This is a genomic window from Pseudomonas sp. LBUM1640 (assembly GCF_059716225.1).
Window position 1 is genome coordinate 1175590 of sequence record NZ_CP166816.1, and the last position, 12554, is coordinate 1188143.

The following is a 12554-nucleotide window of genomic DNA, read 5'->3' on the forward strand; positions in this document are numbered from 1 at the left end:
CCGCGATGCAGGCTCCGTGGTGTGTCAGGCACACCTCGGTGAGGCAATCGCAGGCAAGCCAGCTCCCACACAAGCCAGTGCCCACATTTAAGGTGTGTTGGGTTTACAATCGCTGCTCCTGATCAGGAGTATCCCTGTGCTGACTCATCTCGATTCCCAAGGTCGCGCCCATATGGTCGACGTCACCGACAAAGCCGTGACGTTCCGTGAGGCCGTGGCCGAAGCGCGGGTGCGCATGCTGCCCGAGACCCTGAAAATGATTGTCGACGGCGCCCACCCCAAGGGCGACGTGTTTGCCGTGGCCCGCATTGCCGGGATCCAGGCGGCTAAAAAAACCAGTGATTTGATCCCGCTGTGCCACCCGCTGATGCTTACCGGTGTAAAGGTTGAGCTGAGCGCCGACGGCGTGGACGCTGTGCATATCCTGGCGCGCTGCAAACTCAGCGGCCAGACCGGCGTGGAGATGGAGGCACTGACCGCCGCCAGCGTCGCGGCACTGACCCTCTACGACATGTGCAAGGCCGTGGACCGTGGCATGACCATCGAAAGTATTCGCCTGCTGGAAAAACTCGGCGGTAAAAGTGGGCATTTCAGGGCGGACCAGGCATGAGCATCAACGTATTGTTTTTTGCGCGTTACGCCGAAGTGGTGGGCTTTGACTCGCTGGAGATGGAAGGCGATTTCGCTACCGTCGATGCGGTGCGCCTGGCACTGGCCAGTGATCCGGAATTTGCAGTGCTCAACGAGACCAGCCTGATGTGCGCGCGCAACGAGGAGCTGTGTGGCCTCGATGAACCGGTGCAAGCGGGCGATGAAGTCGCATTTTTCCCGCCTGTGACCGGAGGCTGACCGTGGCCATTCGCGTACAGGCCGAGGCGTTTGACCCCGGCGCTGAGGTCAACGCCATGCACGCGGCCAATGTCGGCGTGGGCGCGGTGGTGAGTTTTGTCGGCTACGTGCGCGACTTCAATGACGGCCGTGACGTGTCGGGGATGTTCCTTGAACACTACCCTGGCATGACCGAAAAGGCCCTGGCCAAGATCGCGGTGGAGGCCGAGCAGCGCTGGCCGTTGCTCAAGCTGGAAGTGCTGCACCGCATCGGCGCGCTTGGGCCGGGTGAGCCGATTGTTTTTGTTGCGGCAGCCAGTGCGCATCGCCAGGCTGCGTTCGATGCCTGTGCGTTTGTGATGGACTACCTGAAGACGCGTGCGCCGTTCTGGAAGAAAGAGAACACGCCTGAAGGCCCGCGCTGGGTGGAAGGGCGGGGCAGCGATCACGCGGCGGCCGAGCGCTGGAAGTAAACACCTGACTAAAGGTGTATGGAGATCCAAATGTGGGAGCGGGCTTGCTCGCGAATGCGGTCTGTCAGTTAAAGATGTACTGACTGTTACACCGCATTCGCGAGCAAGCCCGCTCCCACATTTTTTAACCGCATTTCAGCCTTTAAGGGCGTTTGCGTTCTACCGCTCGCAGCAAGTGCGTCGGCGGCGTTTCGCAGCTGATCTTGCGGCCCAGCAACGTCTCGATCGACGGCAACTGATACGAGTCATCTTCACCGGCAAAACTGATCGAAACACCCGCAGCGCCTGCACGCCCGGTACGCCCGATGCGATGCACGTAGTCGTCGGGTACTTCCGGCAGGGTGAAATTGATCACGTGGCTGATGCCGTCGATGTGAATCCCGCGCCCGGCCACGTCGGTGGCCACCAGCACGCGAATCTTGCCTTCGCGAAAGCCTTCCAGCGTCTTGATGCGCTTGTGTTGAGGCACGTCGCCGGACAGTTGCGCAGCGTTGACGCCATCACGCACCAGGCGTTCTTCGATACGACGCACTTCGTCCTTGCGGTTGGCGAACACCATCACGCGTTCCCAGCCGTTGTCGTTGATCAGGTTGTAAAGCAGCTTGTACTTGTCGGCACCGGCCACGGCGTAGATGTGCTGTTCGACGTTTTCGCTGGCGACGTTCAGCGCTTCGATCTCGACGATGGACGGGTCGGTAGTCCACTGCTTGGCGAGGTTCATCACATCTTCGGTGAAGGTCGCGGAGAACAGCTGGGTCTGGCGCTCGTTTTTCGGCGGGGTCTGGCGAATGATCTGACGTACTTGCGGGATGAAGCCCATGTCGAGCATGCGGTCGGCTTCGTCCAGCACCATCACTTCGACCATGTCCAGGTGCACGTCGCCGCGCTGGTTGAAGTCGAGCAGGCGGCCTGGGGTGGCGACCAGGATGTCGCAGTGACGCGCTTCGAGGTGCTTGAGTTGCTTGTCGAAATCCATGCCGCCCACGAACGTCATGACGTTGAGGCCGGTGTACTTGGTCAGGTCGGCGGCGTCCTTGGCGATCTGCACCACCAATTCGCGCGTCGGGGCGATGATCAGTGCGCGCGGCTCACCCATGTAGCGCTCTTTGGGCGGCGGCGTTTGCAGCAGTTGGGTGATGATCGAGATCAGGAACGCGGCGGTCTTGCCGGTGCCGGTCTGGGCGCGGCCGATGGCATCTTTGCCGGCCAGGGTGAAGCCCAGCACTTGCGCCTGAATCGGTGTGCAGTACGGGAAACCCAGGTCCTGGATGGCGTGCATCAGTTCCGGGGCCAGTTTGAAATCGTGGAAGCGGGTTTTACCTTCCAGGGGCTCGACGGCGAAGTCTTCGAGTTTCCAGGGTGTCACGGGCGGTTTTGGTGCGCGCTCGCGGCGAGGGGCTTTTGGCGCAGGAGCTGGAGCTGGAGCCGGCGCGGCCTCGGCAGGGTTTGCCTGTTCAGGCTGTGTCACGGCTGGTTTCTTCGGCGCGGCGACAGGTGTGGTCCGCTCGGGCTGTTTACCGTCGTTGCGGTTGCCGGGCTGGGGGGCAGGAGCACTGGGAACAGGCGCGAGTGGCTCAGCCTCGCTTTTGCCGAACATCTTCTTAAGTGCTTTGAGCACGGTGATCTCATTAATTGGTTAAGGAATGTACGCCGGCCAGTGTAATGCAAGAATCGGGCGCGGCGTAGTGCGTTGGTCATACAGCTACATAATGTATGGATTTCAGCCCAGGCGGGCGGCCAACCAGGCGCCTATGTCGTGTATCTCCCGGGGTAACACTTCGTGACCCATTGGGTATTCCTGCCATGTCACGGTGACACCACGGCTCTTCAAATGCTCGTAGGCGCTGCGGCCCATGGCGTTCTGAACCACATCATCGTACTGGCCGTGCAGGCACAAGGTCGGAATACGCTGTTGGCTGGCGGATATTTCCAACTCGTCACCGAAGGTCGGCGCATAGGTGGAGAGGGCGATAGCGCCACCCAGTGGTCCCTGCCATTTAAGGAAGGCGGTGTGGAAAACCACGGCGCCGCCTTGGGAAAAACCGGCGAGGAAAATACGCGAAGCGTCTATTCCGGTTCTCTTCTGGTCCTCGATCAAATCCGTGAGCATTTCGGCTGACGCTTCCAGCTCTTCCAGGCTGATCGAGCGGGCCGGGCTCATGGCCTTGATGTCGTACCAGCTGGGCATCTCATAGCCGCCATTGATGGTCACTGGGCGGGTGGGCGCCTGGGGCAATACAAAGCGCGTGGACAGCAATGTTTCTTGCAGCGCCTCGGCTACCGGCAGGAAGTCGTAGCGATCGGCACCCAGGCCATGCAACCAGATTACGCAGGCGTCTGCGGGCTTGGCGGGCTGAAGAATCAAGGGTTCGGTCATGTCTGCTCCATATATGTGCGTGCGCTCCGATAGGGTGCGTCGGAACGGTGCGCGACAGGTTGATCTGTTAAGAGAATGTCGCAAGGTTGAACGTTTTTCTATTGACCATGGGCTGAATCGGCTTAGCCACCACTCTGGTACGGGCCTTGCTATGTGTAGGTCGATGTCAGAACTATCTTAGGACGGTAACACTATCAGTGACTGCCGCTTCTGGGATAGCAACTGGAATTACTGCAACAACTTCATGCCGCTTGACCCCAAAAAAAGCCAACACGGGTCGATATCGCCTCATAAGGGTGCGCTGAGGTTGGAGCTCCGACACAACAAGAGCAAAACTGGAGGTTTGAATGAAGGTATTGAAATCCACCCTGGCCATTGTGACCGCGGCCGCTGTACTGGGTGTCAGTGGTTTTGCCCAGGCCGGCGCCACCCTGGACGCCGTGCAGAAGAAAGGCTTCGTGCAATGTGGCGTGAGTGACGGCCTGCCGGGTTTCTCGGTGCCGGATGCCAGCGGCAAGATCCTCGGGATCGACGCTGACGTTTGCCGCGCTGTAGCTGCCGCCGTTTTCGGTGACGCGACCAAGGTCAAGTTCAGCCAGTTGAACGCCAAGGAGCGTTTCACCGCGCTTCAATCCGGCGAAGTCGACATCCTGTCGCGCAACACCACCATGACCAGCTCTCGCGATGCGGGCATGGGCCTGAAATTCCCGGGCTTCATCACCTACTACGACGGCGTTGGCTTCCTGGTTAACAACAAGCTCGGCGTGAAAAGTGCCAAGGAGCTGGACGGTGCAACCATCTGTATCCAGGCCGGTACGACCACTGAGCTGAACGTTTCCGACTACTTCCGCGCCAATAACCTCAAATACACCCCGATCACCTTCGACACCTCCGATGAAAGCGCCAAGTCGCTGGAATCCGGTCGTTGCGACGTGCTGACCTCCGACAAGTCCCAGCTCTACGCACAGCGCAGCAAGCTGGCCTCGCCGAAAGACTACGTGGTTCTGCCGGAAACCATTTCCAAAGAACCGCTGGGCCCGGTCGTGCGTAACGGCGACGACGAGTGGCTGGCCATCGTGCGCTGGGTTGGCTACGCCATGCTCAACGCTGAAGAAGCCGGTATCACTTCCAAAAACGTCGAAGCTGAAGCCAAGTCCACCAAGAACCCCGACGTTGCGCGTCTGCTCGGTGCTGACGGCGAATACGGCAAAGACCTGAAAGTGAAGAAAGACTGGGTCGTACAGATCGTCAAGCAGGTCGGTAACTACGGTGAAGTGTTCGAGAAAAACCTCGGCAAAACCACCCCACTGGAAATCGACCGTGGCTTGAACGCACTGTGGACCAACGGTGGCATTCAATACGCACCACCTGTGCGCTGATCGCTGATGGTTCTATCACCCGGTGGGCCAACCACCGGGTGATGTTCTGTTCCATTATTTCCGGGGCACTTCATGCAAAATCAAATCGGCGCACCAAAGCAGAAGCTCAGCTTCAGCGATCCCAAAGTGCGTGCGTGGCTCTTCCAGATCATCACGATTGTGGCGGTGATCTCGCTGGGCTGGTACCTCTTCAACAACACCCAGACCAACCTTCAACACCGGGGCATTACCTCGGGTTTCGACTTTCTTGAGCGCAGTGCCGGCTTCGGCATCGCGCAGCATTTGATCGACTACACCGAATCGGACAGCTATGCCCGAGTCTTTGTGATCGGCCTGCTCAACACCTTGCTGGTGACCGTGATCGGCGTGGTCCTGGCGACCTTGCTCGGCTTTATCATCGGCGTAGCGCGCTTGTCGCCCAACTGGATGATCAACAAACTGGCGACGGTGTATGTGGAAGTGTTCCGCAACATTCCGCCGCTGCTGCAGATCCTGTTCTGGTATTTCGCGGTGTTCCTGACCATGCCGGGGCCGCGCAACAGCCATAACTTCGGCGACACCTTCTTTGTCAGCAGCCGTGGTCTGAACATGCCGGCCGCACTGGCCGCTGACGGCTTCTGGCCGTTTGTGGCCAGCGTCGGGGTGGCTATCGTGGCAATCGTGCTGATGACGCGATGGGCCAACAAGCGCTTTGAAGCCACTGGCGTGCCGTTCCATAAGTTCTGGGCGGGCCTGGCCCTGTTGGTTGTGATCCCGGCGTTGTGCGCCTTGATCTTCGGCGCGCCGCTGCACTGGGAAATGCCCAAGTTGCAAGGCTTCAACTTCGTGGGCGGCTGGGTACTGATCCCTGAACTGCTGGCGTTGACCCTGGCGCTTACTGTCTACACGGCCGCGTTTATTGCCGAGATCGTGCGGTCGGGCATCAAGTCCGTCAGCCACGGCCAGACCGAAGCCGCGCGCTCCCTGGGCCTGCGCCCTGGGCCGACGCTGCGCAAGGTCATCATCCCGCAGGCCTTGCGGGTGATCATTCCGCCGCTGACCAGCCAATACCTGAACCTGGCGAAAAACTCGTCGTTGGCCGCCGGTATCGGTTACCCGGAAATGGTTTCGCTGTTTGCCGGCACGGTGCTCAACCAGACCGGCCAGGCCATCGAAGTCATTGCCATCACCATGAGCGTGTACCTGGCGATCAGCATCAGCATTTCCCTGCTGATGAACTGGTACAACAAGCGCATTGCGCTGATCGAGCGGTGAGGAAACGCACATGAGTTCGCATACTTTCAAACCTGATATGCCGCCGCCAAACAAAGTCTTCGGGCCGATGGCATGGATGCGCGCCAACCTGTTTTCCAGCTGGCTCAACACCCTGCTGACGCTGTTGGCGTTCTACCTGATCTACCTGATCGTGCCGCCGATCCTGCACTGGGCGATTCTCGACGCCAACTGGGTCGGGACCACGCGCGCCGATTGCACCAAGGAAGGCGCCTGCTGGGTGTTTATCCAACAGCGCTTCGGGCAGTTCATGTACGGCTACTACCCCGGCGACCTGCGCTGGCGCGTGGACCTGACCGTGTGGCTGGCCATCGTCGGTGTGGCGCCGTTGTTCATCTCGCGTTTTCAACGCAAGGCGGTCTACGGCCTGAGCTTTCTGGTGCTGTACCCGATCATCGCCTACTGCCTGCTGCATGGCGGCGTTTTCGGCCTGACCAACGTGGCCACCAGCCAATGGGGCGGCCTGATGCTGACCCTGGTCATCGCCACTGTCGGCATCGCCGGCGCCTTGCCATTGGGCATTGTGCTGGCGCTGGGGCGGCGTTCGAACATGCCGGCGATTCGTGTGGTCTGCGTGACCTTCATCGAATTCTGGCGCGGCGTGCCGTTGATCACCGTGCTGTTCATGTCTTCGGTGATGTTGCCGTTGTTCCTGCCCGAAGGCATGGGCATCGACAAACTGCTGCGGGCGTTGATCGGCGTGATCCTGTTCCAGTCGGCCTATGTGGCGGAAGTGGTGCGCGGTGGTTTGCAGGCAATTCCCAAGGGGCAGTACGAAGCGGCTGCGGCGATGGGCCTGGGTTACTGGCGCAGCATGGGCCTGGTGATTCTGCCGCAAGCTTTGAAGATGGTGATCCCGGGCATCGTCAACACGTTTATTGCGCTGTTCAAGGACACCAGCCTGGTGATCATCATCGGCCTGTTCGACCTGCTTAACAGCGTCAAACAAGCTGCCGCTGACCCGAAATGGTTGGGCATGGCGACTGAAGGCTACGTGTTCGCCGCCCTGGTGTTCTGGATTTTCTGTTTTGGTATGTCGCGCTATTCCATTCATTTGGAACACAAGCTCGACACAGGCCACAAGCGTTAGGAGTTGATGTTATGAGCGAAGCGATCAAACAGCCTGTGAGCCCTGAAGGCATTATCCAGATGCAGGGCGTCAACAAGTGGTACGGCCAGTTCCACGTGTTGAAAGACATCAACCTCAACGTCAAGCAGGGCGAGCGTATCGTGCTGTGCGGCCCGTCGGGTTCGGGCAAGTCCACCACCATCCGCTGCCTCAACCGTCTGGAAGAGCACCAGCAAGGCCGCATCGTGGTCGATGGCGTGGAACTGACCAACGACCTCAAGCAGATCGAAGCGATCCGCCGTGAAGTCGGCATGGTGTTCCAGCACTTCAACCTGTTCCCGCACCTGACCATCCTGCAGAACTGCACGCTGGCACCGATGTGGGTACGCAAGATGCCCAAGCGCAAGGCCGAAGAAATCGCCATGCATTACCTTGAGCGCGTGCGCATTCCGGAGCAGGCCCATAAGTTTCCGGGGCAACTGTCCGGCGGCCAGCAACAGCGTGTGGCGATTGCCCGGGCGCTGTGCATGAAACCGAAAATCATGCTGTTCGACGAACCGACCTCGGCGCTGGACCCGGAAATGGTCAAGGAGGTTCTGGACACCATGATCGGCCTGGCCGAAGACGGCATGACCATGTTGTGCGTGACCCACGAAATGGGCTTTGCCCGCACCGTGGCCAACCGCGTGATCTTTATGGACAAAGGCGAGATCGTCGAACAGGCGGCGCCGAATGATTTCTTCGACAACCCGCAGAATGATCGGACCAAGTTGTTCTTGAGCCAGATTTTGCATTGATCGAAGCTTGAAACGCTAAACCCGGCCTGGTGCCGGGTTTATTTTTGCCTGTCTAAGAGGCTTTGAGGGCTTCTTGTGCTTCGTGGTTGATGGTGTGGTTGATGGTGTGGGTGAAGGCGTTGCGCAGGTCTGCACCTTCGGCCAACTCTTTGGCGTCGGTGAGTAAGTGGGGGTAACGATCCAGCAGGCGCATCAACACCATCAACGGTTTGGGCGGTGTTATTTCGCCGCGCTCGTAGCGTGAGAACGCGTTGTGCCCGCCACCAGACAGTAATTCTACGGTTTGTTTTTGCGTGAGGTGCAGCTTGCGGCGGATACGCTTCAGTTCGGCGCCCATCATCCGTCGGGCGGCGTGGAGTAGCTCGTCACCTGCTTTAGCGTGGCGCTCGGAGCTGTCAGCGTCATACATGCCGTCCTCGCACAGTTGGCATTCCCAGCCCGAGAGGTCATCAACGCGCTGCTCCATGCCTTTGATACGTAGGGTTTCACTGCGCCCCTCAAAACGCACCATGGCGTCAGGGGTACCACAGATGAAGCAATGTTGGGTTTTCATGGGTTCATCCCTTTGAAGGAGATCACCGGCGGGTTGCTGCCAGAGCAATAGGTGACCTTGATGTAAATCTCCAGACCGTGTGAATGGATGTGGTAGACGTCTTGCCAGACCCGATGATCGGCGTAGGTGGTCATCGACTTGTACAACATCCTGTTTTGCAGTTTGAAAACGATCGCTTGCATCTCGCTGATGTCGAGGCCCAGATCCTTGCCCGCTTCCTTGGCGGCGCGTGTAAAAGCCTTGTCTCCAAGCCGCCTCACATCAGCCTTTATCACCGCCAAATCGTAATGAGGTGTGTACTTTTCCATAAGACACCTGAGTCAATAATTACCCTATAAGGGTGATTTTACCAATCGAAAATTCAGTCCTTTTTGCTACCTCCGAACCCTAGTGCGTTGCCTTTGTAGGCAACTCCTAATAGGCTGTAGGAAAATTCATCCCATGATTGGACGAAAGCGCAAAATCCATGACAGACATCGCCCCTCTGATCAAACGTTCCCTGGTTGACCAAGCCCTGGAGCAACTACGCCGGCGCATCACCGAAGGCAGATGGGCCATCGGCCAGCGCCTGCCCACCGAGCCGGAGCTGTCCGCCGAGTTGGGCATCAGCCGCAACACCGTGCGTGAAGCCATGCGGGTGCTGGCGTTTTCTGGCCTGATCGAAATACGCCAGGGCGACGGCAGTTATTTGCGCTCGATGACCGACCCGCTGGGCGCCATGCGCGCGCTGTCTCATTGCACCTTGGAGCAGGCGCAGGAGACGCGGCAGATTCTGGAAGTGGAGGCCATCGGTCTCGCAGCGGTGCGCCGCACAGATAACGATCTGAACAATTTACGCCAAGCCTTAAGCGTCAGCGCCGAGCTGTACCACGGTGACCTGGAGGCCTACATCAGTGCCGACTTGGTGTTCCACAAGCACTTGGTCGACGCCGCACACAACCCGGCCTTGAGCGAGCTGTACCAGTACTTCTCTGCCATTGTCGCCGCCCAGTTGCGCCAGACCCTGAACATCTCACCGCGTCGCCAGGCCGTGTTCGACCTGCATGTCGCCCTGCTCGAAGCCGTGGAAAACCAAGACCCGGAACGCGCCAAATCCCTCTGCCGGCAGTTGATCAATGAGCCTTGAAGCCAAACGCACGCCCGAACTCGAAGAGCTGTTGATCGACGCCGAAGCCGACGACGACGTGGTGCAGTACAGCCACCCGGTGGTCATGCGGCCCTGGCTGTTGCTGCTGGGTTTGATCCTGGTGGCACTGAACCTGCGCCCGGCACTGTCGAGCATGTCGCCATTGCTGGCAGAGGTCTCACACAGCCTGGGGTTGTCGGCAGCTAAAGCCGGTTTGCTGACCACCCTGCCGGTGCTGTGTCTGGGCCTGTTCGCACCGATGGCGCCGATTCTGGCGAGGCGGTTCGGCGCCGAGCGGGTGGTGCTGGGGATTTTGCTGACGTTAGCGGCCGGGATCATTCTGCGCAGCTCGTTCGGCGAGGTCGGCCTGTTCGCCGGCAGCCTGATTGCCGGTGCGAGCATCGGCATCATCGGCGTATTGCTGCCGGGTATCGTCAAGCGCGATTTCGCCAAGCACGCCGGCACCATGACCGGCGTCTACACCATGGCGCTGTGCCTGGGTGCTGCGTTGGCAGCCGGCGCGACGGTGCCACTGAGCAAGTATTTCGGTGACAGCTGGAACATCGGCCTGGGCTTCTGGATTCTGCCAGCATTGGTGGCGGCACTGTTCTGGTTGCCGCAGGTCGGGCAAAAACACGGCGCGCATCAAGCCGCCTATCGCGTGAAAGGTTTGCTGCGTGACCCGCTGGCCTGGCAGGTGACCTTGTACATGGGGCTGCAATCCTCGCTGGCCTACATCGTGTTTGGTTGGTTGCCGTCGATTTTGATCGGCCGCGGCCTTACGGCGACCCAGGCGGGGCTGGTGCTGTCCGGCTCGGTCATCGTGCAACTGGCCAGTTCCCTCGCCGCGCCCTGGCTGGCTACCCGTGGCAAGGACCAGCGCCTGGCCATTGTGGTGGTGATGCTGCTGACCCTCGGCGGCCTGTTCGGCTGCCTGTACGCACCACTTGATGGCCTGTGGGGTTGGGCGATTTTGCTGGGCCTGGGCCAGGGCGGTACGTTCAGCCTGGCGCTGACCTTAATCGTACTGCGCTCGCGTGATTCCCATGTGGCTGCCAACCTGTCGAGCATGGCCCAAGGCATTGGCTACACGCTGGCATCCCTTGGGCCGCTGGCGGTTGGCCTGGTGCACGATTGGACCGGTGGCTGGTCGGCGGTCGGCTGGATTTTTGCGGTGCTCGGCCTGGGCGCAATCATCGCCGGGCTTGGCGCCGGACGTGCGCAGTATGTGCAGGCCACCTGCGAGAAACGCTGAGGCTACCCATAGATCACTTGCCGCCAGGGTGGTGCAAAACCGGCTTGGCTCCTGTGTGGGTCACAGGTAGCGCAAATCCAGAACGATGGAGCCGTCCAGTGGTACTTCTTGCTCCAGGGTCAGTTGCTGCGAGAGGTTGATGGACGTGTCGATGCGCAGCTGGACGCGCAGATGTCGAATGAAATCGGGCTGACGGTTACCCGGTAACGAGAAACCCATGTACTGATTGGGGAAGGCATTGGGCTCCGGCCCCCAGGTTTGACCCTTGTCGATTGACGCCAGCGTTTGCATCGGCTGGTCGTTTCCCTCCGGGTTGCGGTAGGACAACGCCACGGCGCCCAAACGCTCGGTTGGCGCGTGGATGTTTCTCCCCAGGCCGTAGAAAAAGTCGGGCGCGAGCGAGGAGTCCGTACGATTGTCGATGCCCACCAGGGCAAACAGCATCGGTTGCGTGCAATGGATGTTCAACTCCAATGTGCGTGACGGCAAGATTGTGAATTCGTCCGGGTTCAAACGGCTGGCGGGAATCTTGCCGTGATCGATACCCTCCTCGGACAGCTGGATGTGACAGGCATCCGGCGTGATTACGCCACTGGCGGTGATATCGACCGATGATGTGGCCATGGCCAGCGAACCATTGCAGACAAGCCATAAAAGTGTTGATAACCGTGAGATCGTATTCATCTACTTTAACCACAGGCAGAGAGAGGAGGGGCCTGTTCGCACGATGCCCATACCTGGGAGTCCCGCCAACGCAAGGGTGGTGCTACAGGTAAACCACTTCCAGGGTGGCGGAGCCGTCCATGCGCGTCTCCACACTCAGGTCCAGGTTCTGCTTGGCGTTGATCACGGCTTCCAACGTCAGGGTGCTGGTCAGGTTCTGGATCGCCGAAGGCCCGGCGGTGCTGCCGGCCACATCGGTAAAGCCCAGCAGGCTTTTGGAACCGATGTCGATGGGGTTGCTGTTAGACGTGCGCCAGGCCAGGCCACCGGTGGTCGATTCGGTGCCATAGGCCACCGGCAAGGTATCGGCCACGGTCTGTTTGGGGTCAAAACTCACCGAGTACACACCCAGCTTGTTGCCCATGCTGTCCAGCCCCAGCCCGTAAAAGATCTCGCTGTTGACGTGGGCGGTGCCGTCGCGGTTATCGCGCATGCGCAAGGCGTAGCGGCCGGGGGCATTGCAACTGACGGTCAAGGTCAGTGTCTTGAGCGGCAGCCGGGTGCCCGTGGCCTGGTTGAGGTCCTTCTGGGAGATTTTGCCGAAGTCGACCAACCCGCCGGCGGACAGCACGGGAACACAGGCCATGGGCGTGATCAGCCCGCTGACGGTCAGTTCGGCGGTGGAGGCGGCGTGGGCCGCAGGCAGGCTGGTCAGCCATGCGCATGCGGTTAAAGCGCTCAACAGCGTTTTCATGGTTCAGC

At 59.8% G+C, this 12554-nt stretch carries 15 protein-coding genes; 9 read left to right on the forward strand and 6 right to left on the reverse strand.

Features of this window, described 5'->3' with window-relative positions:
• The first annotated feature begins 136 nt into the window (after positions 1-136).
• The 3 genes from moaC to moaE are packed head-to-tail and all read left to right on the forward strand — an operon-like array spanning position 137 to position 1301.
• Positions 137-610, forward strand: a complete 474-nt coding sequence (moaC, locus tag ACA065_RS05225; protein ID WP_497693588.1) for a cyclic pyranopterin monophosphate synthase MoaC — start codon at positions 137-139, stop codon at positions 608-610.
• On the forward strand, positions 607-849 hold the full coding sequence (gene moaD, locus ACA065_RS05230) for a molybdopterin converting factor subunit 1 (RefSeq protein ID WP_497693589.1): 243 nt from the start codon (positions 607-609) through the stop codon (positions 847-849). The genes moaC and moaD overlap by 4 nt, the downstream gene beginning before the upstream one ends.
• Before the next feature lie 2 nt (positions 850-851).
• The gene (gene moaE, locus ACA065_RS05235) at positions 852-1301 is read left to right on the forward strand and encodes a molybdopterin synthase catalytic subunit MoaE (protein WP_497693590.1); all 450 of its coding nucleotides are present in this window, start codon (positions 852-854) and stop codon (positions 1299-1301) included.
• 142 nt (positions 1302-1443) lie between these two features.
• Here moaE and rhlB read toward each other — a convergent pair whose 3' ends face one another.
• Entirely contained in the window at positions 1444-2925 is a 1482-nt protein-coding gene (rhlB, locus tag ACA065_RS05240) for an ATP-dependent RNA helicase RhlB (protein ID WP_497695304.1), read from the reverse strand.
• A 96-nt stretch (positions 2926-3021) separates the two neighbouring features.
• The gene (locus tag ACA065_RS05245; protein WP_497693591.1) at positions 3022-3678 is read right to left on the reverse strand and encodes an alpha/beta hydrolase; all 657 of its coding nucleotides are present in this window, start codon (positions 3676-3678) and stop codon (positions 3022-3024) included.
• A 347-nt stretch (positions 3679-4025) separates the two neighbouring features.
• Between ACA065_RS05245 and ACA065_RS05250 the strand changes: the two genes are divergently transcribed.
• The 4 genes from ACA065_RS05250 (at position 4026) to ACA065_RS05265 (ending at position 8195) form a co-directional block, all read left to right on the forward strand.
• Complete coding sequence (locus ACA065_RS05250) at positions 4026-5057, forward strand: amino acid ABC transporter substrate-binding protein (protein ID WP_088424167.1); 1032 nt, start codon at positions 4026-4028, stop codon at positions 5055-5057.
• Between the two features lie 72 nt (positions 5058-5129).
• Complete coding sequence (locus tag ACA065_RS05255; protein WP_497693592.1) at positions 5130-6311, forward strand: amino acid ABC transporter permease; 1182 nt, start codon at positions 5130-5132, stop codon at positions 6309-6311.
• A gap of 10 nt (positions 6312-6321) precedes the next feature.
• Positions 6322-7419: an amino acid ABC transporter permease gene (locus ACA065_RS05260; protein ID WP_497693593.1), complete on the forward strand. Its 1098-nt coding sequence runs from the start codon at positions 6322-6324 to the stop codon at positions 7417-7419.
• Positions 7420-7430: 11 nt separating this feature from the next.
• A complete protein-coding gene (locus ACA065_RS05265) occupies positions 7431-8195 on the forward strand; it encodes an amino acid ABC transporter ATP-binding protein (protein ID WP_003171943.1) in 765 nt (254 codons plus the stop codon).
• Between the two features lie 52 nt (positions 8196-8247).
• Here ACA065_RS05265 and ACA065_RS05270 read toward each other — a convergent pair whose 3' ends face one another.
• On the reverse strand, positions 8248-8748 hold the full coding sequence (locus tag ACA065_RS05270; RefSeq protein WP_497693594.1) for a type II toxin-antitoxin system MqsA family antitoxin: 501 nt from the start codon (positions 8746-8748) through the stop codon (positions 8248-8250).
• Positions 8745-9056: a type II toxin-antitoxin system MqsR family toxin gene (locus ACA065_RS05275; RefSeq protein ID WP_497693595.1), complete on the reverse strand. Its 312-nt coding sequence runs from the start codon at positions 9054-9056 to the stop codon at positions 8745-8747. The genes ACA065_RS05270 and ACA065_RS05275 overlap by 4 nt, the downstream gene beginning before the upstream one ends.
• Before the next feature lie 158 nt (positions 9057-9214).
• On the opposite strand from ACA065_RS05275, the gene ACA065_RS05280 reads away from it, so the two are divergent.
• Together ACA065_RS05280 and ACA065_RS05285 are read left to right on the forward strand one after the other, a co-directional pair.
• A complete protein-coding gene (locus tag ACA065_RS05280) occupies positions 9215-9874 on the forward strand; it encodes a FadR/GntR family transcriptional regulator (RefSeq protein WP_497693596.1) in 660 nt (219 codons plus the stop codon).
• Positions 9864-11129 carry a CynX/NimT family MFS transporter gene (locus ACA065_RS05285; protein WP_497693597.1) on the forward strand — a complete coding sequence of 422 codons (1266 nt, stop codon included), beginning with the start codon at positions 9864-9866 and terminating at the stop codon, positions 11127-11129. The genes ACA065_RS05280 and ACA065_RS05285 overlap by 11 nt, the downstream gene beginning before the upstream one ends.
• 60 nt (positions 11130-11189) lie before the next feature.
• Here the strand turns inward: ACA065_RS05285 and ACA065_RS05290 are convergent, their stop codons facing one another.
• The gene (locus ACA065_RS05290; RefSeq protein WP_497693598.1) at positions 11190-11813 is read right to left on the reverse strand and encodes a DUF1120 domain-containing protein; all 624 of its coding nucleotides are present in this window, start codon (positions 11811-11813) and stop codon (positions 11190-11192) included.
• Positions 11814-11895: 82 nt separating this feature from the next.
• Positions 11896-12546 carry a DUF1120 domain-containing protein gene (locus ACA065_RS05295; RefSeq protein ID WP_497693599.1) on the reverse strand — a complete coding sequence of 217 codons (651 nt, stop codon included), beginning with the start codon at positions 12544-12546 and terminating at the stop codon, positions 11896-11898.
• Positions 12547-12554: the final 8 nt, after the last annotated feature.